We start from the raw sequence: 26,348 nt of genomic DNA on the forward strand, positions 1-26,348 counted from the left end.
ATCAACCACTACATTAATAAAGGGCTGTCTCCAATATGGGCAGCCTTTTATTATTCTATACAACCTGCCTCTTCAATAAAACGGTACCGGAAGGTCAACATTATGACACAGGAAATTTTGCCTCGGATAAAAGGACTTCTTAAAGATTCATAAAATATCATTAATAAACAGGATGTTTTCATTTTTTTCCGTTAAAAGTTGCACACAAAAACTATCTTTGTGAAAACTAATTTAGATAATAAGTACATGTTTTTAAGAAAAATAAAACCGTTCCTTTATCTTGGAATTTTCTATCTTATTATTTCGTTGATAATAAGAACAATATTCTTTTTCCATCCCATCACTACAGCTAGTTTTGGTTTTTTTGAAGTGGTAAAAGTACTTCTGGTAGGACTTATCAATGACATATTTGTCTTCATACTGGCCAGTTCACTGCTCGCCGTTTATTTTTTATTTCTTTCCAACTCAAAGTATAAAAAACCTTACGGTTATGCTATTTTTGGAGCTTTAGTATTATTTTTTCTGTATATATGGCTTATACCCAATAATATTTTTAAACAATACGGAGGTTCAATAACAGAAGTTGCTCTTAGCTTCGTGGGAATAAAGACACTTTTCTTCGGACTTATGCTTTTCCTTCCTACTCAGAGAATTAAAATCCGCAATGTATTATATTTCACCACGCTATTACTTTATGTGCTGGTCATTATTTTTAACGGGGTAAGTGAATATTTTTTCTATAATGAATTTGGAGTACGTTATAACTTTATTGCGGTAGACTATCTGATATATACCAATGAAGTCATCGGGAATATTATGGAGAGTTATCCCGTAGTTCCTTTGTTTTCAGGCATCATGATTGTCACCTTATCCATCACATGGGTTATCTATAAGAAGACCAAAAATGAACTTCTGGAACTACCGGACTTCAAGCAGAAGATGGTTTTATTAGGATCATTTATTGTGCTATGCGCACTGAGTCTTGTGGCCATACCTTCATTAATGCAAATCAAATCAGACAATGTATTTGCAGACGAAATTGAAGCCAATGGAATTCCTAAGTTTTATTGGGCTTTTACTCATAACGAACTGGATTATTTCCAGTTTTATTCACAGATTAACCAGAAACAGGCAGAACAAAATTTATTAAGTCAGTTTTCTCAGCATACACTCTCAAGAAATATTATCGCAGAACAGCCGGAAGCCAAGAAAAATGTTGTTCTGATTTCTATTGAAAGCCTTTCTGCAGATTTTATGGAACATTACGGAAACAAAGAAAAAATAACGCCATTCTTAGATAGCCTGGCTGACAAGTCCTTGTTTTTCACCAACTTGTATGCAACAGGAAACAGAACAGTACGCGGACTGGAAGCTTTAACGCTGTGTATTCCTCCTACAGCCGGAGAGAGTGTTATTAAAAGAAATGACAATAAAAATAAATTCACAACAGGAAGCGTCTTCAAATCTAAAGGGTATGATGTAAGATTTCTATACGGCGGATACAGCTATTTCGATAATATGCAGGATTTTTTTGCCGGAAACGGATATGGTATTGTAGACCGAAATAATTTTAAACCTGAAGAGATCACTTTTGCTAATGTATGGGGTGTTGCTGACGAAGATATGGCAAGAAAAGCAATTCAGGTAATGAATGCTGAAGCAAAATCAGGAAAACCCTTTTTTAACCACTGGATGACGGTATCCAATCACAGACCTTTTACTTATCCGGATGGAAGGATTGATATTCCGGGAACCGCAAAATCCCGTGAAGGAGGAGTAAAATATACGGATTACTCATTGAAACTCTTCTTCGATATGGCTAAAAAACAGGACTGGTATAAAAATACCGTCTTCGTTATTATCGCAGATCATTGTGCTTCAAGTGCAGGAAAAACCGAACTTCCTATGGACAAATACAGAATTCCTGCGATGATTTTCTCAGAAGGATTTATACAGCCTCAGAAATTCAGTACACTGATGTCCCAGATCGATCTGATGCCAACTGTTTTCGGATTACTTAATTTCAGCTATCAATCTAAATTTCTGGGTCAGGATGTCTTCAAAAAAGAATTCCAGCCCAAGGCTTATATTGCAACTTATCAGGATCTTGGCTTGGTAAAAGATAATCGTTTAACCATTATTTCTCCGGTAAAAAAAGTAAAACAATACTCTTTAGACCTTGAAAAAAGTGATCTGGCTCCTGAATTTAAACTGTATTATAACGAAAAATTACTGAAGGATAAGGATCAAAAACTGATAGACGAAACTATTTCTGCTTATCAGTCTACTTCTTACTGGCTTAAAACAAAACAACTTAATCGTTAATTAAATGAGGCATAAAACGGCTTTGATTATTGGTGATCAGGTGAGTACTCTCTCTGATCCCAATTCCTGCCGGCTCCTGGCCTATCACCCAGCTTCCTATAACAGGATAATTTCCTTCAAATTCCGGAAGATCAAATAATTGCTGATAAATAAAACCTTCTTTGGCATAGTCTCCGCCATTTTCTTCAATAACAATATCGTCTTTGTATAAAACAACGTTTGCCCCTTCTCTCGAATATACCGGTTTTTTAGCATAGTTTTTCAGATGTCCCGGTTCGAAATAGGCTTCCAATAAATAAGGATGATCCGGATATAAGTCCCAAAGAACAGGAAGAATCGCTTTAGATGAAAGTAAAACTTTCCAGGCCGGTTCCATCCATTGTGACCGGAAACCATTCTTTACGAGCTTCTCACCATAACCGTCAGCCAGAATCCATTCATAAGGATAGAGTTTAAAAATATACTCCATAATCAGATCATCTTTTGCAATAAATTCTCCGATATTTTCTGCCCATCCGATATCCTGGATTGCAATAAACTCAGTATCAAAACCAGCCTGAGAAGCACAATCCCTCATATATTCCACATTAGTGACGTCCTCAATATTCGTTAATGATGTAAAATAGATATAGTGCGGATTCATATAATTTTTAAGATACTTCCAGTAATCCACAAGTTTCTCATGAATAGAATTAAACTGATCCTTATAAGGAAACAGCTCCTGAAGCCAATACCATTGTACCACCGAAGATTCGTAAAGAGAAGTCGGGGTATCTGCATTAAACTCCAGCAGTTTCAAATTGCTACCGTCAAACCCAAAATCAAACCGCCCGTAAATAGCAGGATGGTCTTCTTCCCAACTGGTAACAATATAATCTCTAAACCATAAAGGGATATTAAACCTGTCCCAAAGACCATTGGCAATAACATGATCTACCGCCTCCAGACACATATCCCATAATTCTGCTGTGGCCTTTTCAATAGTGGTAATCTCACGCATAGAAAACTGATAATAATGGCTTTCATCCCAGTAAAGCCCTTCAAGGGAATGATACCCAAATCCCAGGTTCTCAAGTTTATGCTCCCAGTTCTTTCTAAATGCTGATTGTATTCTTTCCATATCCTTATGATGATGCTCTGAAACCACTTCTTCCTAACCCGCCTCTGACAATACTTCCCTTATAGGAGCTTCTTCCTACATTAGACTTGGAACTTACAGCATCACTGTAATATCCGGCTTTATAATACTCTCCGTGATAATAGGCTCCATACGGACGAAAAGCACGATACGTATAGTAACCGGGAATGAACCCGTGTGATCTGGTATAAGCAGCCGTAGTATCTGATCTCATATACACTTTCTTCTCCTTTCCCCAGTCATTTTTAGGTTTTTCTTCAGAACACGCCACCAGTAAACCGGTCACGAAAAGCAATTTGACAGAACTTGATTTTTTCATAATTATTGAACGGTAATATAGAATTCATAATCATCTTTCATTTCTTTAATACGGTAACCCGCCGCAGAGCTGCTGTCCGGAACCGCCTGAAAACCACTTCTCAATGCAGGAATGGTATCTTTTTTTATAATTTCTTTCAAGAGCTTATTGTCTCTCCAGATCCGGTGTCTGGTAACCAGCAGATCTACCTTATCCAGATGTTCCACGGAAAGCTCTGTTTCAATAGCCGCTTCTTTATTTACCGAACTTACTTCATCCTCCTTTTGTTTGCTGCAAGCTGCAAAAAACATCATTCCCGGCAACAAAAAGTAAAATTTTAATTTTCTCACTTTGGCTTTAATTTTTAACAAAAGTAGTCATTTAGTGATGATATTATTTTAAATTTACAAGGCAAAAAAATTCTAATATGAAATGGACAGACGACAGAGGCGCAAGCGTTGACGATCGCCGTGGCTCCGGAGGCGGAGGTGGCGGTATGATCGTAGGCGGAGGCCTCGGAACCTTAATTATAGCAGCAATTGTTTTCTTTTTGGGTGGTGACCCTTCCGGTATTTTAAATTCAGGAAGTGTACAGTCTTCTTCGGGAGCCAGTGAAAAAAGAGAGCTTTCAGCCGGTGAAAAAAAAATCGGCGATATGGTAGAGATGATGGCGACATGGAATACCCAAACCTGGGATAAAGTGTTTAAAGAAAATGGGATGAACTATACAGAGCCCACCGTAGTTCTTTTTGAAGATACGACACAATCAGCTTGTGGTACTGCCCAGTCTGCAATGGGCCCCTTCTATTGCCCTGCCGACCAAAAGGTTTATATGGACATGAGTTTCTTTAATGAACTTCAGCAGAAATTCGGGGCTAAAGTTACGGAATTTACAGTAGCCTATGTTCTGGCCCACGAAGTTGGCCACCACGTTCAGACTCTTTTAGGCACTACACAGAAAGTAGATGCACTAAGAAGAAGCGGAAGATATTCTGAAGCTGAAATGAACAGAGTTTCCGTGGCCACAGAATTACAGGCAGACTTTTATGCCGGAGTCTGGGCAAAAAGAACAAATGACAGCAAGCATATTCTGGAACCCGGAGACATTCAGTCCGCAATAGATGCGGCAGAAGCAGTGGGAGATGATAATATTCAGAAAAGAGCTCAGGGATATGTTAACCAGGAAAGCTTTACCCACGGATCATCCGCACAACGTAAAGAATGGTTTATGAAAGGATACAATACCGGAGACATCAGACAAGGCGATACCTTTAATCAGCTTCTGAAGTAAACCAAGATACATAAAAAAACCTGAAGGATTTTCTTCAGGTTTTTTATTTATTGCAATTCAATCGGATTAGAATTTTTCTTGGCTTCCCCCTTTACTCTGTCTTCCATTCTCTTTTTCATATCCGCAGGATTTTGATTTCCACCACCCTGACCTCTTCCGCCACCCATTCTCATGGTAGTGGAAAAACCTCCCTGTCCTCCACTTTGGTTCATGAATGACATAGGATCTGCAATGAATTTCTGCTGTTGTTTTACAAAATCTGTCCTTTTTACCTTAATGGTATTTCCAAACTGATTCATATTTGGTAATTCTGCAATTTTATAATTCTTCATCAGATCAAAGGAATAATCTCCTTTATCGTCTTCCACCTTTACAATTAAACCGGGAAGTCCTCCAAATTTATAGGGCCCGTCCTGATATGGTAAATCTGTTGTAAACCAGGCCGTCCATTTTCTTCCTCCAAAATCTGTCTCTGCCTTTTGAACCTTATACTCTCCTATCTTTCGGGTTTCAGATGAAATTATCCAGTTAATGGGTCTGTCTTCTTCATAAGAATAAATATCCCTTCCTATACGGTCTTTAAAAAAGATTTTTTGATTGGTTTTATCTTTTTCAACCGAATAATTAATATTTGATCTCAGGCTTTCCATCTGATCCCTGCTGATACTTCCTCTTCCACCACCACCCTGAAAAGCCTTTTGCATAACAGAATCTCTTTTAATTCTATTTTCAGAATAAAAGACCGATTTCTCCGGAGAGATATCCAGATATGCATTTTCTGTTTTAATATCTGTTTTATTTTCTGCATCAGGCTTCATCGTTACCTGATATACAAATCTGTTTGTCTGTGCAGAAATATGCTGCATCAACAATGCAAGAACTATAATGCCTAATTTTTTCATGTATATTTTAATTTAATTCAATTGGATTGGGGTTTGTGCTATTTTTTAAAGAAATATTTTCCATTGCCCCATTTTGAACAGGAAGGCCACCGCTGCGATCGTCTCCTCCCATTCCTCTCTGCATGCCACCTGAACGCCCGCCATGCATACCGCCTCCGTGTTTTCCACCTCCCATATTCATAAGGCCCCCTCCATTTCCTCCGGCCATATTTTTTTTGTTTTTACTGAACTCCAATTCCAGAGCAGCTTTATCACCCCGGAAATTGACTCTTGTACTTTGTTTTGCATCAGAATTTACGGGTTCTTCAAAAGCATCTTTAACAATAATTTTCTTAACGAGATCAAATCTGTAGTCTCCTTTATCATCTTCAAGTCTTACAATCAGCCCCGGCAATCCGGAAAACTTATAAGGCCCGTCAGAAACATTAATATCTTTTGTAAACCAGGCTGTCCAGACTCTGCCTCCGAAATTCGCCACTGCCTTTTGTGCCTGATAACCATTCTGTTTTTCCATATCATTTGTTATTTCCCATTTTAACGGGCGGTCTTCCTGATAATAAATTTGTTTTCCGGCTACTCTGTCGTAATAGTATACTTTCTGTTCCGGAATATTTTTTGAGATAAAATAATCGAAGAAAGTAGGATCAAAATGCTTTTTTCCTTCGAGTTTCGAGAAATCTTTCTCATCTTTTTTATTATTTTCCTTCACTTCTGATTTAAAAGAGGCGAAAAGAGAATCTTTTTTCAATTTATTTTCACTGATAAATAAAGAACGTCCCCCTTTAATATCTAAAAATGTTCGTTCTGTTTTCATGCTTACCAGATTTATTGAATCCGGATTAACAGACGTATCATAGATATATCTTGTCGTCTGTCCATAAGACATTAGGGTTAAAAATAGTACAAAGAAGCCAAGTATTTTTTGTCTCATGTTCATTTTATTTTATAGATCAAAAATACAAATCAAGGTTAAACTCTAAAACAAATACTTAGGATTAATCTAAAAAATTTATATAATTTTAACACGGGCTCATGTAAAAAAAATGATGTATTGAGAACAGAATCATTAAAATAGATATCTTCGATTTGAGATTGCGGAAATTAGTTCGTATTTTTGCCTAATTAAATCATTCTAAATAAATACAATGATAAAAGTATCAGATTACGCAAAGGAAAAAGCCATCCAACTGATGACAGAAGATGGTTTTAACCCTGCTGAAGATTATATAAGAGTTGGAGTTAAAAGCGGTGGATGCTCTGGGTTAGAGTATGTTTTGAAGTTCGACAACCAAAAAACAGACTCAGACCAGGTTTTTGAAGACAATAATATTAAGATTGTTATTGATAAAAAATCCATTCTGTATTTAGCAGGAACGACTCTTGAATATTCGGGAGGACTAAACGGGAAAGGGTTTGTATTTAACAACCCGAACGCATCCAGAACTTGTGGATGTGGAGAATCATTTAGCTTGTAGTTCTTAAAAGATTAAAAATTTATAATCCTTTAAGAGATCAGTTAAAAAAGAATTTTGAACTGACAAGCCACTTAAAAGAGCTGTTTTGTCTGTTTCAAACAATGTTGGAGAAAAAATAAATATAATAATAACGGTCAGTTTATCCGGTATTTAAAATATTTCGGGAGAAGTTGCTCAGAAGTAAGAAATATGTTACATCTTTGCTCCCTGTTATGATGAGGATACAATCGAACTAATTAATGATTGCCGATTAGTTTCTCAACAAGTATCAAAATTTATTGATTACCTCTCTAAAATGGATACAAGAAAGAAGAATTAATTTTTAATCATTTAATTTTTTAATTATTTAATTAATGTCAAAATATACTGAAGACGATTTAAGAGTCGATCTAGAAAATAAAAAATATGAATTCGGTTGGGAAACGAAGATTGATTATGAAGATTTCCCGATTGGATTAAATGAGGATATCATCCGTGCCATTTCTGCTAAAAAAGAAGAACCGGAATGGATGACTGAATGGCGTCTGGAATCTTTCAAAATCTGGCAAAAAATGGTGGAGCCTGAATGGGCAAACATCAAATATGAAAAACCGGATTTCCAAGCCATCCGCTACTATGCTGCTCCAAAAGTAAAGCCTGAACTGGCAAGTCTTGACGAGGTAGATCCTGAGTTATTGAAAACATTCGAAAAGCTAGGGATTAATATCGAAGAACAGAAAAGACTTTCAGGAGTTGCCGTGGATATTGTCATGGACTCAGTTTCTGTGAAAACTACTTTCCAGGATACTTTAGCAGAAAAGGGAATTATTTTCTGTTCCATCTCTGAAGCGATTAAAAACCATCCTGATTTAGTAAGAAAATATCTTGGAAAAGTTGTTCCGAGAGGGGACAATTTTTATGCAGCGTTGAACTCTGCGGTATTTTCTGACGGAAGTTTCTGCTATATTCCTAAAGGAGTAAAGTGCCCGATGGAACTTTCTACTTATTTCCGTATCAACCAGGCAGGAACAGGACAGTTTGAAAGAACTCTTCTTGTAGCTGACGAAGGAAGTTATGTTTCTTATCTTGAAGGATGTACAGCTCCATCAAGAGATGAAAACCAGCTTCACGCGGCTGTTGTAGAGCTAATTGCTTTAGACAATGCTGAAATCAAATATTCAACGGTTCAGAACTGGTATCCCGGTAATGAAGAAGGAAAAGGCGGGGTATTCAACTTTGTAACGAAAAGAGGACTTTGTGAAAGAAATGCAAAAATCTCATGGACACAGGTAGAAACAGGTTCAGCCGTGACGTGGAAATATCCGTCTTGTATCCTTAAAGGAGACAATTCTATCGGAGAGTTCTATTCTATTGCAGTAACCAACAACCACCAATACGCAGATACAGGAACAAAAATGATCCACATTGGAAAAAACACCAAGTCTACAATCATCTCCAAAGGTATTTCTGCAGGAAAATCTCAAAACTCATACAGAGGTCAGGTGAAAGTAATGCCTTCTGCAAAAGGAGCAAGAAACTTCTCTCAGTGTGACTCTCTATTAATGGGTAATGAATGTGGAGCCCACACTTTCCCTTATATTGAAATCAAAGATCCTTCTGCACAATTAGAGCACGAAGCAACCACTTCAAAAATTGGAGAGGATCAGATTTTCTACTGTAACCAGAGAGGTATTGATACTGAAAGAGCTATCGCTCTGATTGTAAACGGTTTCAGCAAAGAGGTTCTAAATAAATTACCAATGGAATTTGCCATTGAAGCTCAAAAACTATTGGAAATTTCATTAGAAGGGTCGGTTGGATAAACCATTGAAAAAAAATAATCTTATGAAGAAGTTTTTGCTGGCGTTTTTTGGATTGATTTTTCTACACTTTTCCGCTCAGGAAAAAACAGGGTTTCAACTTTCAAGTCATATTCTGGATATATCACAGGGAAAACCTGCCGGAAATGTGGAAATTGAACTGGAAAAATACAATGAAACTACTAAACAATGGGTTTCTATAGGTAAGAAGCAAACTGATAATAATGGCAGGGTTTCAGATTTTTTACCGTATCAAAAAGCTGGTAATAACGGAAAATACAAACTTGTATTCTTCATAGAAGATTATTACAAACATAAAAATATAGAAAGCTTCTATCCGTCTATTGAGGTAATATTCCAGATAAAAGACAAAGAGCATTATCATGTTCCGATCACTTTATCACCATTTGGATATTCCACGTACAGAGGAAGCTAATACAATTATAAAAAGAAAAAGTTAGCAAGAATGTTACAAATTAAAGACCTTCACGCCAAAATTGAAGATGGCGCAGAAATATTAAAAGGTATTAATCTTGAAATAAAGCCGGGCGAAGTTCACGCAATCATGGGGCCGAACGGAGCTGGTAAATCTACCCTTTCTTCTGTAATCGCCGGAAAAGAAGATTATGAAGTAACGGGTGGTGAGATTCTTTTCCAGGGAGAAGATATCAGTGAAGACGCTCCTGAAGATAGAGCTCACAAAGGAATTTTCCTTTCTTTCCAATATCCAGTGGAAATTCCGGGAGTTTCTGTAACGAACTTTATCAAAGCAGCTTTAAACGAAACCAGAAAAGCAAACGGACTGGAAGAAATGCCGGCAAAAGAAATGCTTGCCTTAATCCGTGAAAAATCTGAAAAACTTGGAATCAAGAAAGATTTCCTTTCAAGATCATTGAATGAGGGATTCTCAGGAGGTGAAAAGAAAAGAAATGAAATCTTCCAGATGATGATGCTGAATCCTAAATTAGCGATTCTCGATGAAACAGATTCAGGATTAGATATCGATGCATTAAGAATCGTAGCAGACGGAGTAAACTACTTTAAAAACGAAGGAAATGCAGTTCTTTTGATTACGCACTATCAGAGATTGCTTAACTATATTCAGCCTGACTTCGTTCACGTGTTAGCAGACGGAAAAATCATCAAAACCGGTGATAAGTCTTTAGCATTAGAGCTTGAAGAAAAAGGTTATGACTGGCTTCTTAACTAAGAAGGAAGTACATTATTTCAGAGATTACAATTTCTCGCGGTCATTCATGTAGCGCAGCAAAATAAAGAATCTCTCATATTAAAAATTGGATTCCCTGTTCCTCGGAATAACCATATTTTAGTTCAAAATAAAAAGAAAAAATGGGGCAAACCACAGATATACCAGTAATGGCATTAAAAGAACAAATTATAGAGAACCATAATGAATTTTTGGAGAGTCTTCGTCACAGGTTTCTGGATGATGAAAGAAAAGCGGCTCTTCAAAGATTTGCAAACATCGGTTTTCCTACCAAAAAAGACGAAGAATATAAATATACCAATCTAAAGGAGATCACGGAAAAAAGCTACAACTTCTTCCCGAAAGAGAACCATAATATCACTAAAGAGCAATTTGATGAATTGCATCTTGGAGAAGAAAACTTTGATTGGATTGTTTTTGTAAACGGTAAACTTCACAAAGAACTTTCAAAAGTTTCTATTGAAAATGTAGAGTTCCTTTCATTCAATTATGCACTGAATGATGATCAGCATAAAGAAGTTTTTGAGAAATATTTCAACAGTATTGCTTCCAAAGAGCAGGCGTTCACCAACTTAAACCTTGCGTACTGCAAATACGGATTCTTTTTAAAGGTTCCTAAAAATGTAGTTATTGAAAAGCCAATCCATGTCTTTTATATTTCGCAAAACCAGGAAGAAAATACCTTCTACAACACCAGAAACCTGCTGATTGTAGAAGAAGGCGCTAAAGTAGAGGTTATTGAAAGCCATCACAATTTTGACAGTACATATGTATTGACTAACTCTGTGACTGAGATCTTTACCTATTCCAACGCCAAAGCCGACTGGCATAAGCTTCAGAACGACAACAATACTTCTTATTTTATCGATAATACTTTTGCCAGACAGGAAAAAGACAGCTTAACGACTGTAAATACCTTCTCTTTCGGAGGTAAACTGGTAAGAAACAATCTGGATTTTATTCATAATGGACAAAACATCAATTCATTCATGAACGGAATTACCATTATCGGAAAAGATCAGTTGGTAGACCACCACACGGCAGTACACCATAGTTTCCCGAACTGTGAAAGTTATCAGAACTACAAAGGAATTTTCGATGGCAATGCCCACGGTGTTTTCAATGGAAAGGTCTTCGTAGATAAGATTGCTCAAAAAACAAATGCTTATCAGCAGAACAACAATGTTTTACTAAGTGAAGGAGCAAGCATAGACACAAAACCCCAGTTGGAAATCTTTGCTGATGATGTAAAATGTTCTCACGGATGTACGGTAGGCCAATTGAATGAGGATGCTTTATTTTATCTGAGAGCAAGAGGAATTTCTAAAAAAGAGGCTCAGGCCCTTCTTTTATATGCTTTCGCTAATGATGCGATGCAGAATATTGACATAGAGCCTTTAAAAGAAAAAATTTCGAAGCTACTGGCAGAGAAATTAGAAGTAGATATAGAATTTTAAACTTTATATATTGATAATAAAAAAGCACTTCATGATGGAGTGCTTTTTATTTTTTATCATAGAATAGAACAAAAACTACTTCTTCAGCCAGCCCTGGTTATTCTTATTATCGGAACGTTTTTTACCATTGTCGATATTATAGGCAAAACCAACTCCTAACGTCTGTTTTAGCTGTGTTTTCTGAATCTGGTTATGATCATATAATAAATCCAGTGTAAGATTGGTAGAGATGAATTTATTGATTTTCATATTTAAAATTCCACTATATCCAAGTACCAAACGGTCAGGATGATCAAGATAATTTGAAAAAACAGAAGCCGTATTGGTCAGGTTGATATTTTCCATAATTTTCACCTTATACATTGCTGTTCCTAAGAAACCGAACTGGAACAGGGAAGAGTCTCCATCGTTTTTAAGCCCGTAAGTTCCTGCTTTCTGAAGGTCTTTATCCAGAACAAAAGTCCATCTGGCGTTTGCAGGGCGTAATGTCATTGTAAAATTATCGTTAGGACGGTAAGTGACTCCGGCCCCTAAATTAAGATAACCCGGTGCAAAGAAATTAGAGATCTTCTTAGCGTCAGGATTATTGCCATCCTCATACCCCGGTGCAAACTGTGACTGAATACTTGCTCCCATTGAGTAATACCAGTGCTTGGCAAACTCCCGCCCGTAGTTGGTAGAAAGATTGATAACATCCTGAGTCTTTCTTACTCCTGTACCCTGAGTGTTATTTTGCCCGTATCCCAGGATAATAATATTTTCCCAAAGATCTTTTCCTTTTTCATAGGTCAGGTTATAATTCACACCAGCAAGCCAGCCAACGTTATTGGCGCCCCCACCGACCCAGTTCGAAAAAGCAGCCTGATTAAGCATTAAGGTATTTTGTCCCTGGATAGACCACGCTTTAACAGTATCTGTTGCCGGTACTGAAGTTTTTGTTTCCTGAGCACCAGCAATAGCTCCCATAGAAAGGGAGGCGATTAATAAAAGTTTTTTCATAATTAACGATTTTCCTTACAAATGTATAAATAATAATCTACCTCCGGATAAAATTCACTTTAATTAGAATTTTATATTGTTTAAAAAATTATTGATAATCCGTTAATATTAAGATATTTAAAAACCTCCAAGCAGAGATAAAAAGCGTTCAAACTTAAAACTACTTAAAATCACCTTTCAGCTATTCACAAAAAAAAGTACTCCAAAACCGAAGCACTTTTATTCTATAATTTAATGATATCTTTATTTTTTAATCCACCACTGGCTGTCTTTACGGTCGGAACGTTTCACTCCATTATCCAGTGTATAGGCAAATCCGATTCCCAATGTCTGTTTAAGCTGGGTTTTCTCAATCTGATTATGATCGTATAATAAATCCAGTGTAATATTGGATGAGATATATTTATTAACCTTCAGATTCAGTAGCGCTCCGTAGGCGAGAACCAGCCTATCGGGACGATCAAGATAGTTGGAAAAGACTGAAGCGGTATTAGTCAGGTAAATATCTTCCATTAATTTAAGCTTATACATCGCAGTTCCGAGGAAACCGAATTGTAACAATGAGGAATCTCCGTCACTTTTCAAACCATAATTTCCGGCAAGCTGAAGATCTTTATCCAGTACAAATGTCCATCTGGCGTTGGTAGGACGCAAAGTTACCGTCAGATCATCATTCGGTCTGTAGGTGATACCCATACCCAGGTTCAGATAACCGGGTGCCATAAAGTTTGAAATTTTCTTTGCTTCAGGGTTATTTCCGTCTTCATATCCGGGAGCAAACTGTGATTGTAACCCTGCTCCTGCAGATAAATACCAGCTCTTGGAAAATTTTCTGCCGTAATTGGTGGAAAGGGTGATAACATCCTGCGTTTTTCGGATACCTAAACCTTTAGTATCATTTTGTCCGTATCCCAGAACAATGATATTTTCCCAAAGGTCTTTATCCTTTTCATAAGTCAGGTTATAATTAGCACCGGCAAGCCACCCTATGTTGTTGGCTCCCCCTCCTACCCAGTTTGAAAAGGCAGCCTGGTTAATCATTAAAGTGTTTTTTCCTAATACAGACCAGTATTTAACGGTGTCTACCACTACCGAATCTTTTTTTAATTCTTCTTGTGCACTTGCATAAATCCCTGTAAAAAAGGAAAGAATCAATAAAAACTTCTTCATTACTCTAAATAATTTCAATGCAAAAATATTAATATAATTTTTTTTTAAGGTAAATAAACCCTAAAAGAATCTATTTTTCATAAATTCTCGCTCCAATGACTAAAAATAATAATAAATTCAATGCCAAAAAAAGAGAATAAAAATCCAATTTGATACCTTTTGTCTTAAAATCAGACGGATAGAAGCATATTCATCGACAAATTTTCCGAAATTTATCCTTGGCTTTTGATTTGACATACAATCTCTATGTTTAAAAATGTAATTTCCAAAAGAGCGATTTTATACCCTTTGCTGATGCTTGCAGCCATGTGGTCCGGATATTTTTTACAGACGCAAGGCTTTTTTGCAAATTGCATAGGAGCTATCATTCCTTTACTTCCGGAAGGATTACTAGGTGTTATTACCTCTCCTTTATTACATGGAAATTTAGATCACATCATAGGAAATTCAATTCCTATTGCTGTTTTAATGTTTCTTCTGTATCAATTCTACCCTCTGGTAGCTAACAAAGTCTTTATTCTGGGCTGGCTGGCAACAGGTTTTTTAGTATGGCTTCTTCCTCCCATTGATATTCTTACCGGTGAATATATGTATACCTGTACTATCGGGGCCAGCGGTGTAGTGTACGTTCTTGCATTTTTTCTTTTCTTCAGCGGAGTTTTTAAATGGAATACCAAACTGCTTACCATTTCAATGCTTGTTGTTTTATACTATGGCAGTCTGATTTGGGGAATGCTTCCGGAAGAACTTTTTTACAATATGCAGGAGCCCAGTAAAATTTCGTGGCAGGCTCACCTTTCAGGAGCAGTTGTAGGAAGTATTATCGCTTTTGCATTTAAAAACGTGGGAGAAAAAAAGAAAAAATATATCTGGGAATTTCCTAACTATTATAGCGAAAAGGACGATAAACTATGGCAACAGTATAAAGAAAATCATCCTGAAGACTTTCTTGAACTTCCTTATAAAAAAAGAGACGATATCTGGGATCATTTGGATGAATTAAGAAAGAGATAACACTTATTTCACTACATTTGAAAAAAAACACACATGATCTCCGAAGAATATTTATATGCAATCGCGCTGCGCGAATGCAGCCATATTGGCGATATCAATTTCAAAAAACTGGTTAAAACTTTTGGAAGTGCAGAAGAAGCATGGAAAAGGGGTCGAAAAGAATATAAAAAACTGGAAGGAATGGGACTAAAAACCGTTTCTGATATCGGCAATGAAGAACATCTGAAATATGCAGAAAAAGAATTGATTTTTTGCGAAAAAAATAATATAAATATCAGGCTAAGACATCTTCAGGAAATTCCGTTTCTTCTTAATGAATGCCCGGATGCTCCTGCTATTATTTATCAAAAAGGAAATTCTGGTGACTCCGTACGAAAACTAAGTATCGTAGGAACCCGGAATATGACTCTCTATGGCAAACAGTTCATTAATGATTTCTTTGAAGCTACACAATCTGCTTCTTATGTCTCTGTAAGTGGCCTTGCATTAGGTATTGATAAAGAGGTTCATGAAGTATCTCTTCAATACCGGAGACCCACCATAGCCGTTCTGGCTCATGGCTTCCAATTCCTTTATCCTTCAAAAAATAAAAAGCTTTCGGAAAAGATCCTTCAGGAAGGAGGTGCATTACTGACGGAGTTCAGTTCCTCCAGAAAACCGGACCGTGAAAACTTCATTCAAAGGAACAGAATTGTGGCTGGAATTTCCCCATCAACCATCGTTGTGGAGACAGGATTCGGAGGGGGCTCTGTAAGTACTGCAGCTTTTGCCAATGAATACAACCGGGATGTATTTGCACTTCCAGGAAAGATTACAGATGTTTTTAGCCAGGGGTGTAATCAGTTGATTTTCCATCATAAAGCAACAGCAATTTCCACGATAAAAGATCTCATTAATCTTCTCGGATTCAACAAGCATGAGATGAAAATGGAAGAGCTGTTCCCACACAGCGAATCAACAATACAATTAACTGATAATCAAAACAAAATCTATCAATTCATCAAAGGCAATCCACAGATTTCTTTAGATGATATGTCTCAAAAAATTGAAGTTTCTGCGCACAAAATTTTACCGATAATTTTAGAATTAGAGCTTTTAGGGAAAGTAAAATCATTTTCCGGGAGGCAATTTATAGCAATTTAAGAATTAACGATTTCTTAATATTGCATTGTTTCATACATAACATTTCATTTTTAATAAAATTTGACAATAAATTATCAATTTAATAATATTTCTACACATTTTTATTTAATTTTTAACAATGTTAAAATAGAGTGTTGTGAATCTTGAAAAAAAAATTAAATTTGTTGACAATAATATTCAACCTTAATATATGGAACAATATAATATTGACCAGAAAATCCAAGAGTTTATTGCAAAAATTGAAGCAAAAAATCCTAACGAACCGGAATTTTTACAGGCTGTAAAAGAAGTTGCCGTAACTGTAATTCCATTCATTGCTACCAAAAAAGAATATACAGGAATGAAGCTGCTTGAAAGAATGGCTGAAGCTGAAAGAATTATTATTTTCAGAGTTCCATGGGTTGATGATAAAGGAGAAATTCAGGTTAACAGAGGTTTCAGAATTCAAATGAACTCTGCAATCGGACCATACAAAGGAGGAATTCGTTTCCATCCTACAGTAAACTTATCTGTTCTTAAATTCCTGGCTTTCGAACAGGTATTTAAAAACTCTTTAACAACCCTTCCAATGGGTGGTGGTAAAGGAGGTTCAGATTTTGATCCACAAGGAAAATCTGATATGGAAGTAATGCGTTTCTGCCAGGCTTTCATGACAGAATTATGCAAGCACATCGGTCCTGAAACAGACGTACCTGCAGGAGATATTGGTGTAGGAGCAAGAGAAATCGGTTACCTATTCGGACAATACAAGAAAATCAGAAATGAGTTTACAGGGGTTCTTACAGGAAAAGGTCTTGCTTACGGTGGTTCATTGATCCGTCCTGAAGCTACAGGATACGGAGTAGTATACTTTGCTGAGCAGATGCTTAAGACTATCGGACAGGATTTCCAGGGGAAAACAGTAACTGTATCAGGTTTCGGAAACGTGGCTTGGGGAGTTATCAAAAAAGCAACTGAACTGGGAGCTAAAGTGGTAACGATTTCTGGTCCTGACGGATATATCTATGATAAAGAGGGTATCAGCGGAGAAAAGATCGATTATTTATTAGAGCTTAGATCTTCAGGAAACAACAGAGCTGAGGACTATGCAAAAAAATACCCGTCTGCTGAATTCCACGCTGGAAAACGTCCTTGGGATGTGAAATGTGATGTAGCTTTCCCTTCTGCAACGCAAAACGAATTAGATTTAGATGACGCAAGAAAATTAGTTGAAAACGGATGTCTTTGTGTAACTGAAGCAGCTAATATGCCTTCTACGCTTGATGCGATCAACTATTTCTTAGATAATAAAGTATTATTCTCTCCTGGTAAAGCTTCCAATGCCGGAGGTGTTGCAACATCAGGATTAGAAATGACACAAAACTCTATCCGTCTTAACTGGACTTCTGAAGAGGTTGACGCAAGATTAAAGGAAATCATGATCGGTATCCACAAAGCTTGTAGAGACTACGGAAAAGACGAAGATGGCTATGTAAACTATGTAAAAGGGGCAAACATTGCCGGCTTCGTAAAAGTAGCGGAAGCAATGCTGGCTCAGGGAGTAGTGTAAATAAAGAACAAAGGTTGGGAGAAACTCCCGACCTTTTTTGATATAGCCTGTTCCCGGGATAATGGGAAAAAAGTAAAAAGTGAAAGGAGAAAGCGCTGCTATATGCAGCGCTTTTTTTATTTTTATATGATGAAAAACACCTTTAGAAATATAGATGAATACCTCCTTTTATTTCCGGGTGAAGTTCAGGAAAAACTGGATAGACTAAGGGAAATCATCCGGCTCAAAGCACCTGACTCTGAAGAATATATCGGCTATCAGATGCCTGCCTTCCGATATAAAGGAAAACCGCTCATCTATTTTGCCGGTTATAAAAATCATATTGGCTTTTATCCGGGAGCTGAGGGTATTAAAAATTTTGAAAAAAATTTTAGAGAAAAGGCCTATAAGTTTTCTAAAGGAGCTGTTCAGTTTCCGATCCATGAAGCACTGCCGGTTGATTTAATTCTTAATATACTTACTTTTAAAATACAGGAAATTGATCAAAAAAATCCTGAAATATAAGATTCCAGGATTCAGGCTCGTGTTTACTCAAGTATTTACTTTTTCTTTTTACTTTTCTTTTCTTCTTTGGTAGCCTCCGAAGTTTTAGCAGTTCCCACTGTAGTTCCTGTACTTACCGTAGCATCGGTAGCAGGAGCTGTTGTAGAAACTTCTGTTGTCGTGTTTTGTTTTTGCCCGTTGGTGGTTGAAGAGGTACTCCAGTCTGTGGTTGTCTTTGGACTTTGCTGCTGAGTTTGGGTAGTCGTTGAATTTTCTGCCGGTTTCTGAGTTTGTGTCTGAGCAGATACTGCAATGATTCCCGCGAATGTAAACGCTGCTGTTACAAATAACTTTTTCATAATGTAATATTTAAATGATTGTTTAAGATAAACGATACATTAATCACAAAATTATTTGTAACACCCTAATTTAACGTAGTTTATAATTATTTAAGAGGATTTTATAATGAGTAAAATAAGCTGAAAGAATGGTTGTTTCTCAACTCCTGTTATTTTTTTAATGATTATGCCTCCATAACAAGTGTTAAATCTATTTGCCAATATTCTTCATCATTTTTTCTACAAACTCAAAAGCAGCAGGACAAATTACAGTGTTCTTCAGCATTATATTATTAATCTGGTAGATCTTCTTGCGGTCTGTATGGGGATATTCCCTGCAGGCTTTCGGTCTTACTTCATAGATAGAACAGGTATTGTCAGCATTCAGAAAAAAACATGGCAGATGCTGTAATACTTTGTCATTATCTTCATCTACTCTTAAAAACTTTGCTTCAAAATCTGCCTGCTTCATCCGAAGATGTTTAGCTATACGTTCAATATCTTTTTCTGTATATAAAGGTCCGGTAGTTTTACAGCAGTTGGCACATTGTAAACAGTCTATTTCTTCAAACACTTCGTCATGGGTCTCCTGAACAATATAATCGAGGTTTTTGGGTGGCTTTTTCTTTAAACCATCCAGAAACTTTTTATGTTCTTTCTGCTTTTGTAAAGCTTGTTTTTTATAAAAATCTAAATCCATTTATTCTTTATTTCCAGCCGAAGCGGGAAGATCTTGTTTTTGATATTCATTAATCTTATCCAGATCCAGTACTGTTGTAAGATTATTTTTATCAGGATAATACATAGGGACAAATTTTGCTCCGTAAACAATTTCTCCGGTTACATAGGAAGATCTTTGAACCACGGTATTTGAAAATACTTCATCAAATGCGCGTACCTGAACGATAAGTTCAATATCTGTGGTTTTAAAATCTTCTTCAGAAAAGCCGTAAAACGGTGAATTTTCATCTATCTTATGAACAACGGTCCAGTTAAGCGCCAGTGTATTGATTTTACTTAAATGAATATCCAATCTGTAAAAATTACTTTTGGGAGCTCCATTTTCAATCACTTCTATAGCAGTAGACACGATAACATCGGCATCTGTAAGCGCGTTATTTTTATAAGGAGCGAGCCTGAACATCAGCGCTGTGGATTCCTGGAATGGTGCTATTACTGCAATATCAGAAAAGCTAAGATAAGCTCTCGGTCTGGAAAACCTTCCATAAAAAAGACCGGTTGCAATTGCAAAGGTAAGCAATCCTAAAAAAGCTTCAAAAGTAGCAATCAGACTGGCCATAAAACCTACAGGAGCAATTCTTCCGTATCCTACCGTTGTAAAAGTTTGTGAACTGAAAAAGAAAACATCAATAAATTCATTGCCCGGATTAGTCTTATCAATTCCTGTAAGGTGCTCTACCCCGATGATATAATATATAAGGGCAAATACCAGATTAATCAGGATATAAGCTATTACCAGATACGAAATAAAACGAAATGATGACAAATTCAGCATCGTATGATACCAGCTTAATCTGTTAAAAACATTTACGCCCCTTCTCTGAACGTTTGGAAGCCCGTCTTTATTAATAAACCTTCCCGATGCATTACTTCCGAAGCCGCTGTTCTCCGTATTTTTCTGACGGATTTTTTTTCTGAATCCTCTTGTCATTTTGTATCGTTTTTTCAGTACAAAGATAAAAGATTGTTTTCATGAAATTTATCAATCCCGTATTGAGATTTGTAAATTGATTTTGATGTAACTTTGAGAGATGAAAAAGCTTGAATCAAGAGAAGACATTGAACAACTGGTTAATTCATTCTACACCAAAGTTATTAAAGATGAAACCATTGGCTTTTTTTTCAATGACATTGCAAAAGTAGACTGGGATAAACACCTTCCGAAAATGTATTCTTTCTGGGAATCTATTCTTTTCGGGCAGATGACCTATAAAGGAAACCCAATGGGAGTTCATTTTCCGGTCAATGAAATACAAGCTATGGAACAAAAGCACTTTGATCAGTGGCTCAAATTGTGGCGTACTACCATTGAAGAAAATTTTGTAGGTGAAAATGCAGATATGGCCATCTACAAATCTGAAAACATTGCTAAACTCATGGCGTTCAAAATGGAATTGGCGAGAAGATTATAATAAATGGCGAGATTCGTATTCCTCAATTTATAATAACCTCCCGAATTGGGTAAACAAGCTAACATCTAACCTTTAATTTTTCAAAATCCCGTTTCTTTCTAGGGAACAATCACCGTAAATATATAGGCTGCCAGATTCACTAAAAGCACTGTTCCATAAAGAATATTGGTCTTTCCGCGGCTTAAAGAGAGCATAACAATAAATACGGATAAGGAGAGCAGGATAATATCTTTTTTATCCAGTCCTAAAACCAAAGGAATATCATACATGATACATACCGCAGAAACTGCAGGAATGGTTAATCCGATACTGGCTAATGCAGAACCCAGCGCCAGATTGAGACTGGACTGTATCTGATTTGCTCTCGCTGCACGAATAGCCGCTACTCCTTCGGGAAGCAAAACTACAGCTGCAATAATTACCCCAACCAGAGATTTGGGAGCTCCAAGACTCCGCACCATATCTTCAATTGTAGCCGACAACCCTTTTGCCATCAGAACCACTATAGCCAGACATACTACAAGAAAAACAAAACTGATGATGGTTTTCGTTAATGACGGAATATAATGTTCTTCAGGATGCTCATCAGGAACGATGAAATAACTCCTGTGACGAACGGTCTGTACCATCAGAAAAACCCCGTAAATGGCAAGACAGGCAATGGAAATAAAAATAAGCTGTGCCTCATTATAAAAAGGGCCGTTAACACTTGAAGTAAAATTGGGAAGAACTAAAGTAAGAACCAGAATGGAAACAATACTTACCAGATACGTAGTGGCAGAAGTCCTCGCAAAAAACTGCTCATGATACTTCACTCCTCCTACCAGAATACAGATTCCTAAAATACCATTCAGGATAAGCATGACTGCAGCAAATACCGTATCTCTTGCCAGCGTAATAGCCTGATCCCCGCCGGCAACCATCAGTGAGATGATTAAGGCAACTTCAATAATTGTGATACAAAGGGCAAGAATAATGGTTCCGAAAGGTTCTCCTACTTTATGTGCCACCACTTCTGCATGGTGAACTGCCGATAAAACACTTCCGATTAATAAAATTCCTGCAATAATATCATAAATAACACCTCCTCCCATTAATCCCGAGAAGTAGTAAACCACTGCAAGAACAGGAAAAATATACGTATAATGTAAAAGTTCTTTTAATCTCATAAGCTGATTACAAAATACAAAAAATCTATAATATTTTCAATATCAAAAGAAAATATTAATGTTATTTTAATGAGGCCAGAAGTTAAAGTCCTGATAATCTGTAAACATGTGAAAAAGAAGCCCAATTCCTATAACTCTGATATTTCCTTTGAAAAACAACATCAAAAAATACACCGCAATGGCATAATAGGAATGTAAAAAATGAAATCCTATACTTTCTCTTGACGGGTCGAAAATAGGATTGGCAAAAAGATGATCCAGATCTACCAGCATCGTCGCCAATAAAATAAGATACACCTTCTTCCAGTTTTTAGGATAAAAGACCAGTGCTATAAACACGGGAAATACAAAATGCAAAAAATAATGTGTGCATGTCTTGAGCAATGCAATTTCTGATGGAGCCATGAATAGATCTATTTTTTCAGCGTTATAATTACCACCGTAAAATTAAGGGTAAATCCCCTTTCTTCGCTTTTATTTTTATGTAGTAATTTTCTGATGTATTCCGGTAAAGCACATAATCGATTTCAGAAATAATTTTTTTCTCTGTTTTATTAAGCGTTTTCAAAGATGAATACCACAAAGCATTATTTCTGATCAGAATATAATTTTCTTTTAGCTGAGGGGATAGCATGACCGGTTTTCTGGTCGATTTTATAATAACCTCATTATTATTCTGACTGATTTTATTGGGCTGAAAAGGAATTGCTGTGAACTGACTTTCACTATTGATCCATTTTTTGGACCGGAAATATTCCCGGGTTCTTTGGGAATCATTGCTTTGGATACTGATGATATAATCGGGCTGCGTAATCTTCTGAAAAGTCTTTTTTTCAATTTCATTAAAGTTATCATCATATCCGTAACTGATAATGGTATCATTGATCTGCTCAAGATCAGCGGTAGCTTGTAAGGAAATGGCTTCTGATGAATCGGCAATGCTTTTATTGAAAAACCGGGTAAATTTTCTGAAATTTTCTTTATCTAACTCCAGTTGCAGAAAGTGATTTCCTTTCTTAAGTTTTGAATCAACAGTATTAAAAAATTCCGGGGCTGAATGGTTTGTGATCTCAATTTCGTCATTATTTAATGCAACAGAAAAGCGTTGAACTTTCTGTCCTGAAATAAAAGAAATACTCCCCGGTGTATTTTGAATAAAGCGGTCTGCATCCCAAACAGAATTTGAAGAAGTTTGAAACAGTCGTTGACGAATGACATCAAAAGCCAGATCAGAAGTCCCTGCAATACAACGATTTCCATCTATCATAAGAAAAACCTGGTCCTTCTGAAAACGATTATTTCCTTTATCCGTAAATTTTTGCTTTTTTAAAAAAACAAAAAATTTTTTGAGGTCCTTAAGTTCTAAGACACTGTACCATTCAGAAAACTTAGTATCCTCAACATGGAAGATCTGTAAAAAATCCGGAATACTGATTCCCGAATCTTTCAATAAACCGGAATCTTTTGTCTTTATTCCCCTTCCGGACCATGCTGAAGGGTGTGTTGCCAAGCTGAATATATATTGTCCCGTTAATTTTTTAGTATCGATTAAAACAACGACATCCGCATTGTCCGGAATATATCTGAGCTTTTTATCTTTATGAAAAGCCACAAAATACACTCCAACAGCCAGTATTAAAAGTAACGGGACAATAATCTTCTTTTTCATCTATAAGACGGGTGCTTTCTTTTCGGTCTCTTTTGTTTTAAAAATCTGATCGAATATATCAAAGAAATACATTAAACTGTTCTCTGAAGAATCTTTGATATTATAATTCATTTCAGTCCGGATACTTTCCCCATTTACTTCTGTCTTATAATACAATTCTCCCACATTTTTTCTGACTGCATCAAGCGTCTTTCTCTCTTTAGGACTTTTGAACTCCTTATCTAAACCGGTTAAAAGCTTCTGAATGTCCAGTCTTCCGGATAAAGGATATTTAGCAGAATCCTTAGCCCATTTTCTGGAAATATCAGATTGATTCACAGGTAAAATATTATCTGCGGAGCTCATCAGATAAACAACTCCGTCTTTTACAGTGAAGAATAACTGATCTATATATCCACCGGTTTTTTCCTCTTTAAAAATATACAGGTCCCCTTTTTTAGAGAATCTTTTTGAAAGCTTTTTATTTGTAGCCAGCATATCAAAAATACGATTCCAATATCCTTCGTTCTCTGTTGAAAAGGCAAACGTAAAATTAGGAACAGCAATTTCTTTGGTTTTCTTTACCTCTTTTTCATTGAAATCAGCATCATATTCGTAATCCGTGTACTCTACTTTCTTAGATTTCAGCTCGTTTAAAACAAAAATTCCGTTTCCGGGTGCAATTTTGGCAATGGCTTCTTCATCCAGAACAATTTTCATTGTTTCCATGATCAGTTCCATTTCTTTTTTATACTCATGTTCTCCGGCATGCTGGAAAAGACTGTACATCATATCAAAACATTTAGCACCGTTGACATTCACTGCATAATAACCTACGCTTTTTTCATTGATAAGGTTCAGCAGCTTCTTATTTTTCTTCCCCTTATAAATGGCTGATATATCCTTCTGAATATCGGCATTTTTATGCTGATAATGATTAACAAGTCTTACTTTGTCTTTATCAAAATACAGATTGTATGAATAGTTAGAATCATACATGTTTTTGAAGAATTGTTCATAGCTGTAATACTTGGTCATTTTACCATAAATTCCTTCATTTACAATTTTTCCGTAATCCGTGTAAACAAAAACATCAGAATTGGCATCCCTGAATAGCAGCATTTCTTTAGGAACTTCAATTTCTAAATTTGAACTAAAGTATTGATCAAACCTGTTCTCGGCATTCTGTTTAACAATTTTGAAATTTTCCCGGCGGATAGAATCCTGCTCCTTCTGGAAAGCTTTTTCCTGTTCTTCATCATAAGTGGTATCAGGCATTTCCTCTCCATTCTCAGGATACTCAGGATTTACCTTCTCTTCGGGATATTTATGATGCTTCTGCAGATATTTGATATCTTTCTGAAGTCTTGCAATTTCGTTATTATTATCTTTTACACTCTCTTTCAGGTACTTAATATCTTCTTTCAGGCTTTTAATTTCCTCCTTATAATTAAAAGGTTTTTCCGGCTCATCCGTATAGGGAGTATCTGCGGCATCTGTTGCAACACTGTCGGCAACAGCAACGGCAATACTGTCTGTCACAGCCTCTGTAGTCCAAAGATCTTTATAGGGCCTGGTATAGCTGATCATACTAAGAACCGCGCGACTTCCGTTCCATGCAACAAAAACATCGTCATTGAGATCTATATAAGAATAGTTTTTTCTGCTGGAAATTTCCTGCCCTTTTTTCTTTACAGAATTAATGAACTCCTGGAATTTTTCCTTGTTATCAATAATAAAGTGGGTATTGTAGGTCTTAATAGAGTCATTAAAACTGGCGTAATGATATTGAACTGCATCATATTTGATTCCCGTTTTGGAATAATCTGTCCATGAAAGGGTTTCGTTCTTCTTTTTGCTCAGCTCATGAAGTAAAGGATTCAGTTTATTCCAGTTGATTTTATTATTGAGCTGTTTTCCGTTGACTTCCATATAAAATACGGCATCAGACGGAATTTTCATACTGTTTTGGGCAAAAGCCAGTGTAAAACCAAAGGCTAAGAAAATAATTTTTTGTGTTTTTAATAAGATAGATTTCATGACTATAGTTTAGAAATTTATTGAAAAAGAATGGTGTTTTGTATTTGTTTTTTCTGAAGGATAAGATCCAGAATATCAGCCTCAAGTTTGAGAGCCTTTTTGTTGGGAGAAAGTACGTAATTGCTATTGGTTTGTGATTTCACGATATTCTCAAACTGCATAATGGAAGTATATTTCGCATCGTTAAACACTTCCTTATCCGCCTTACCCATCTTATCATAATCTTCTCTAAACGTATTCACTTTATTTCTTATGAATGTCTTTTTTTCAGAGTTCTGGCTATAAACCTGTGTCGGAACCATTTTACCCAATATTTTCTGGGCCTTAAGTTTTTCCAGGCCTGCATTGATATTTTCAATTTTTTTGAAATTACAGCTCAGTTTGATGATATAATTTTCAAAATCCACAGATGTTTTCACATTGGTAATTCCGGGAGTTGCTTTAAAAACCTTTGCGGCTTCATTGATTTTATTTTCAATTTCAGCTTTTTTAGGAACCTTTTTCCCATTGATGGTTTCCATTTTGGAAATTGAAGCCAGTCTTGTTTTGCTTTTGCTGGCATTAAGAATAATGGTATATTCTCCCGTTCCGTCAGCTTTTATATTTACTTTATCGAGAATATCGAAACAGCTTGTCAGCAATAGTAAGGGGATACATAGAAGAAATAATCTGAAAAAATTTTTCATTACCTGGTTTAAAACCACAAAATTACTCAATTTCGGGCTTAAA

Annotated in this window: 27 protein-coding genes; 12 read left to right on the forward strand and 15 right to left on the reverse strand. The window is 36.3% G+C overall.

Annotated elements, in window-relative coordinates:
• Positions 1–246 precede the first annotated feature (246 nt).
• Positions 247–2,325, forward strand: coding sequence for an alkaline phosphatase family protein (locus JO178_RS11725; RefSeq protein ID WP_291936430.1), 2,079 nt, complete (start codon positions 247–249; stop codon positions 2,323–2,325).
• Here the strand turns inward: JO178_RS11725 and JO178_RS11730 are convergent.
• Genes JO178_RS11730 through JO178_RS11740 form a run of 3 tightly spaced genes read right to left on the reverse strand, consistent with a single transcriptional unit; the run spans position 2,315 to position 4,111 of the window.
• Entirely contained in the window at positions 2,315–3,445 is a 1,131-nt protein-coding gene (locus JO178_RS11730; protein WP_291935634.1) for a glutathionylspermidine synthase family protein, read from the reverse strand. The two genes, JO178_RS11725 and JO178_RS11730, sit on opposite strands and share 11 nt — an antisense overlap.
• A 4-nt stretch (positions 3,446–3,449) precedes the next feature.
• Entirely contained in the window at positions 3,450–3,782 is a 333-nt protein-coding gene (locus JO178_RS11735; RefSeq protein WP_291935635.1) for a hypothetical protein, read from the reverse strand.
• 2 nt (positions 3,783–3,784) lie between these two features.
• Entirely contained in the window at positions 3,785–4,111 is a 327-nt protein-coding gene (locus JO178_RS11740; protein ID WP_291935636.1) for a hypothetical protein, read from the reverse strand.
• Between the two features lie 77 nt (positions 4,112–4,188).
• Here JO178_RS11740 and JO178_RS11745 point away from each other — a divergent pair, with 77 nt between their 5' ends.
• Positions 4,189–5,052, forward strand: coding sequence for a neutral zinc metallopeptidase (locus JO178_RS11745; protein ID WP_291935637.1), 864 nt, complete (start codon positions 4,189–4,191; stop codon positions 5,050–5,052).
• Between the two features lie 47 nt (positions 5,053–5,099).
• Here JO178_RS11745 and JO178_RS11750 read toward each other — a convergent pair whose 3' ends face one another.
• Both JO178_RS11750 and JO178_RS11755 read right to left on the reverse strand, forming a co-directional pair.
• Positions 5,100–5,954: a GLPGLI family protein gene (locus JO178_RS11750; RefSeq protein WP_291935639.1), complete on the reverse strand. Its 855-nt coding sequence runs from the start codon at positions 5,952–5,954 to the stop codon at positions 5,100–5,102.
• A 7-nt stretch (positions 5,955–5,961) separates the two neighbouring features.
• The gene (locus tag JO178_RS11755) at positions 5,962–6,885 is read right to left on the reverse strand and encodes a GLPGLI family protein (protein WP_291935641.1); all 924 of its coding nucleotides are present in this window, start codon (positions 6,883–6,885) and stop codon (positions 5,962–5,964) included.
• 214 nt (positions 6,886–7,099) lie between these two features.
• Between JO178_RS11755 and JO178_RS11760 the strand changes: the two genes are divergently transcribed.
• From JO178_RS11760 to sufD, 5 genes are all read left to right on the forward strand, one after another.
• A complete protein-coding gene (locus JO178_RS11760) occupies positions 7,100–7,429 on the forward strand; it encodes an iron-sulfur cluster assembly accessory protein (RefSeq protein ID WP_291935642.1) in 330 nt (109 codons plus the stop codon).
• A 353-nt stretch (positions 7,430–7,782) separates the two neighbouring features.
• Positions 7,783–9,231 (forward strand): Fe-S cluster assembly protein SufB, encoded by a 1,449-nt coding sequence (gene sufB, locus JO178_RS11765; RefSeq protein ID WP_291935643.1) that lies wholly within the window; start codon positions 7,783–7,785, stop codon positions 9,229–9,231.
• Positions 9,232–9,253: 22 nt separating this feature from the next.
• Complete coding sequence (gene uraH, locus JO178_RS11770) at positions 9,254–9,664, forward strand: hydroxyisourate hydrolase (RefSeq protein WP_291935644.1); 411 nt, start codon at positions 9,254–9,256, stop codon at positions 9,662–9,664.
• Positions 9,665–9,694: 30 nt separating this feature from the next.
• Positions 9,695–10,438, forward strand: coding sequence for a Fe-S cluster assembly ATPase SufC (gene sufC, locus JO178_RS11775; RefSeq protein ID WP_114819740.1), 744 nt, complete (start codon positions 9,695–9,697; stop codon positions 10,436–10,438).
• 167 nt (positions 10,439–10,605) lie between these two features.
• The gene (gene sufD, locus JO178_RS11780) at positions 10,606–11,913 is read left to right on the forward strand and encodes a Fe-S cluster assembly protein SufD (RefSeq protein ID WP_291935648.1); all 1,308 of its coding nucleotides are present in this window, start codon (positions 10,606–10,608) and stop codon (positions 11,911–11,913) included.
• 75 nt (positions 11,914–11,988) lie between these two features.
• Here the strand turns inward: sufD and JO178_RS11785 are convergent, their stop codons facing one another.
• Both JO178_RS11785 and JO178_RS11790 read right to left on the reverse strand, forming a co-directional pair.
• Positions 11,989–12,912, reverse strand: coding sequence for a DUF3078 domain-containing protein (locus JO178_RS11785; RefSeq protein ID WP_291935650.1), 924 nt, complete (start codon positions 12,910–12,912; stop codon positions 11,989–11,991).
• Between the two features lie 243 nt (positions 12,913–13,155).
• Positions 13,156–14,082: a DUF3078 domain-containing protein gene (locus tag JO178_RS11790; protein ID WP_291935652.1), complete on the reverse strand. Its 927-nt coding sequence runs from the start codon at positions 14,080–14,082 to the stop codon at positions 13,156–13,158.
• A 246-nt stretch (positions 14,083–14,328) separates the two neighbouring features.
• Here JO178_RS11790 and JO178_RS11795 point away from each other — a divergent pair, with 246 nt between their 5' ends.
• The 4 genes from JO178_RS11795 (at position 14,329) to JO178_RS11810 (ending at position 18,292) form a co-directional block, all read left to right on the forward strand.
• The gene (locus tag JO178_RS11795) at positions 14,329–15,096 is read left to right on the forward strand and encodes a rhomboid family intramembrane serine protease (RefSeq protein ID WP_291935654.1); all 768 of its coding nucleotides are present in this window, start codon (positions 14,329–14,331) and stop codon (positions 15,094–15,096) included.
• Between the two features lie 33 nt (positions 15,097–15,129).
• The gene (gene dprA / locus JO178_RS11800; protein WP_291935656.1) at positions 15,130–16,239 is read left to right on the forward strand and encodes a DNA-processing protein DprA; all 1,110 of its coding nucleotides are present in this window, start codon (positions 15,130–15,132) and stop codon (positions 16,237–16,239) included.
• 190 nt (positions 16,240–16,429) lie between these two features.
• Entirely contained in the window at positions 16,430–17,788 is a 1,359-nt protein-coding gene (gene gdhA / locus JO178_RS11805; protein ID WP_291935659.1) for an NADP-specific glutamate dehydrogenase, read from the forward strand.
• Between the two features lie 129 nt (positions 17,789–17,917).
• The gene (locus tag JO178_RS11810; RefSeq protein WP_291935663.1) at positions 17,918–18,292 is read left to right on the forward strand and encodes a DUF1801 domain-containing protein; all 375 of its coding nucleotides are present in this window, start codon (positions 17,918–17,920) and stop codon (positions 18,290–18,292) included.
• A 35-nt stretch (positions 18,293–18,327) separates the two neighbouring features.
• On the opposite strand, the gene JO178_RS11815 is transcribed toward JO178_RS11810, so the two are convergent.
• The 3 genes from JO178_RS11815 to JO178_RS11825 form a co-directional block, all read right to left on the reverse strand.
• Complete coding sequence (locus JO178_RS11815; protein ID WP_291935667.1) at positions 18,328–18,630, reverse strand: hypothetical protein; 303 nt, start codon at positions 18,628–18,630, stop codon at positions 18,328–18,330.
• Positions 18,631–18,820: 190 nt separating this feature from the next.
• Positions 18,821–19,309, reverse strand: coding sequence for a YkgJ family cysteine cluster protein (locus tag JO178_RS11820; protein ID WP_291935670.1), 489 nt, complete (start codon positions 19,307–19,309; stop codon positions 18,821–18,823).
• Entirely contained in the window at positions 19,310–20,281 is a 972-nt protein-coding gene (locus JO178_RS11825) for an ion channel (protein WP_291935678.1), read from the reverse strand.
• A gap of 100 nt (positions 20,282–20,381) precedes the next feature.
• On the opposite strand from JO178_RS11825, the gene JO178_RS11830 reads away from it, so the two are divergent.
• Positions 20,382–20,762, forward strand: coding sequence for a group III truncated hemoglobin (locus tag JO178_RS11830; RefSeq protein WP_291935681.1), 381 nt, complete (start codon positions 20,382–20,384; stop codon positions 20,760–20,762).
• A gap of 98 nt (positions 20,763–20,860) precedes the next feature.
• Here the strand turns inward: JO178_RS11830 and JO178_RS11835 are convergent, their stop codons facing one another.
• The 5 genes from JO178_RS11835 to JO178_RS11855 form a co-directional block, all read right to left on the reverse strand.
• Positions 20,861–21,931 carry an ionic transporter y4hA gene (locus tag JO178_RS11835; protein WP_291935684.1) on the reverse strand — a complete coding sequence of 357 codons (1,071 nt, stop codon included), beginning with the start codon at positions 21,929–21,931 and terminating at the stop codon, positions 20,861–20,863.
• A 66-nt stretch (positions 21,932–21,997) separates the two neighbouring features.
• Entirely contained in the window at positions 21,998–22,336 is a 339-nt protein-coding gene (locus JO178_RS11840; protein WP_291935687.1) for a DUF6122 family protein, read from the reverse strand.
• Positions 22,337–22,364: 28 nt separating this feature from the next.
• Complete coding sequence (locus tag JO178_RS11845; protein WP_291935690.1) at positions 22,365–23,600, reverse strand: hypothetical protein; 1,236 nt, start codon at positions 23,598–23,600, stop codon at positions 22,365–22,367.
• On the reverse strand, positions 23,601–25,619 hold the full coding sequence (locus tag JO178_RS11850; protein ID WP_291935694.1) for a hypothetical protein: 2,019 nt from the start codon (positions 25,617–25,619) through the stop codon (positions 23,601–23,603).
• Between the two features lie 17 nt (positions 25,620–25,636).
• A complete protein-coding gene (locus JO178_RS11855; RefSeq protein ID WP_291935698.1) occupies positions 25,637–26,305 on the reverse strand; it encodes a hypothetical protein in 669 nt (222 codons plus the stop codon).
• Between the last annotated feature and the right edge of the window lie 43 nt (positions 26,306–26,348).

The organism is Chryseobacterium sp. (assembly GCF_019236175.1).
Lineage (GTDB): Bacteria > Bacteroidota > Bacteroidia > Flavobacteriales > Weeksellaceae > Chryseobacterium.

Bases quoted from the DNA above. Each gene is read 5' to 3' on its own strand.
- JO178_RS11725 (WP_291936430.1), top strand. From the start codon at position 247: ATGTTTTTAAGAAAAATAAAACCGTTCCTTTATCTTGGAATTTTCTAT.
- JO178_RS11730 (WP_291935634.1), bottom strand. From the start codon at position 3,445: ATGGAAAGAATACAATCAGCATTTAGAAAGAACTGGGAGCATAAACTT.
- JO178_RS11735 (WP_291935635.1), bottom strand. From the start codon at position 3,782: ATGAAAAAATCAAGTTCTGTCAAATTGCTTTTCGTGACCGGTTTACTG.
- JO178_RS11745 (WP_291935637.1), top strand. From the start codon at position 4,189: ATGAAATGGACAGACGACAGAGGCGCAAGCGTTGACGATCGCCGTGGC.
- JO178_RS11750 (WP_291935639.1), bottom strand. From the start codon at position 5,954: ATGAAAAAATTAGGCATTATAGTTCTTGCATTGTTGATGCAGCATATT.
- JO178_RS11755 (WP_291935641.1), bottom strand. From the start codon at position 6,885: ATGAGACAAAAAATACTTGGCTTCTTTGTACTATTTTTAACCCTAATG.
- JO178_RS11760 (WP_291935642.1), top strand. From the start codon at position 7,100: ATGATAAAAGTATCAGATTACGCAAAGGAAAAAGCCATCCAACTGATG.
- sufB (WP_291935643.1), top strand. From the start codon at position 7,783: ATGTCAAAATATACTGAAGACGATTTAAGAGTCGATCTAGAAAATAAA.
- uraH (WP_291935644.1), top strand. From the start codon at position 9,254: ATGAAGAAGTTTTTGCTGGCGTTTTTTGGATTGATTTTTCTACACTTT.
- sufC (WP_114819740.1), top strand. From the start codon at position 9,695: ATGTTACAAATTAAAGACCTTCACGCCAAAATTGAAGATGGCGCAGAA.
- sufD (WP_291935648.1), top strand. From the start codon at position 10,606: ATGGCATTAAAAGAACAAATTATAGAGAACCATAATGAATTTTTGGAG.
- JO178_RS11785 (WP_291935650.1), bottom strand. From the start codon at position 12,912: ATGAAAAAACTTTTATTAATCGCCTCCCTTTCTATGGGAGCTATTGCT.
- JO178_RS11790 (WP_291935652.1), bottom strand. From the start codon at position 14,082: ATGAAGAAGTTTTTATTGATTCTTTCCTTTTTTACAGGGATTTATGCA.
- JO178_RS11795 (WP_291935654.1), top strand. From the start codon at position 14,329: ATGTTTAAAAATGTAATTTCCAAAAGAGCGATTTTATACCCTTTGCTG.
- dprA (WP_291935656.1), top strand. From the start codon at position 15,130: ATGATCTCCGAAGAATATTTATATGCAATCGCGCTGCGCGAATGCAGC.
- gdhA (WP_291935659.1), top strand. From the start codon at position 16,430: ATGGAACAATATAATATTGACCAGAAAATCCAAGAGTTTATTGCAAAA.
- JO178_RS11810 (WP_291935663.1), top strand. From the start codon at position 17,918: ATGAAAAACACCTTTAGAAATATAGATGAATACCTCCTTTTATTTCCG.
- JO178_RS11815 (WP_291935667.1), bottom strand. From the start codon at position 18,630: ATGAAAAAGTTATTTGTAACAGCAGCGTTTACATTCGCGGGAATCATT.
- JO178_RS11820 (WP_291935670.1), bottom strand. From the start codon at position 19,309: ATGGATTTAGATTTTTATAAAAAACAAGCTTTACAAAAGCAGAAAGAA.
- JO178_RS11825 (WP_291935678.1), bottom strand. From the start codon at position 20,281: ATGACAAGAGGATTCAGAAAAAAAATCCGTCAGAAAAATACGGAGAAC.
- JO178_RS11830 (WP_291935681.1), top strand. From the start codon at position 20,382: ATGAAAAAGCTTGAATCAAGAGAAGACATTGAACAACTGGTTAATTCA.
- JO178_RS11835 (WP_291935684.1), bottom strand. From the start codon at position 21,931: ATGAGATTAAAAGAACTTTTACATTATACGTATATTTTTCCTGTTCTT.
- JO178_RS11840 (WP_291935687.1), bottom strand. From the start codon at position 22,336: ATGGCTCCATCAGAAATTGCATTGCTCAAGACATGCACACATTATTTT.
- JO178_RS11845 (WP_291935690.1), bottom strand. From the start codon at position 23,600: ATGAAAAAGAAGATTATTGTCCCGTTACTTTTAATACTGGCTGTTGGA.
- JO178_RS11850 (WP_291935694.1), bottom strand. From the start codon at position 25,619: ATGAAATCTATCTTATTAAAAACACAAAAAATTATTTTCTTAGCCTTT.
- JO178_RS11855 (WP_291935698.1), bottom strand. From the start codon at position 26,305: ATGAAAAATTTTTTCAGATTATTTCTTCTATGTATCCCCTTACTATTG.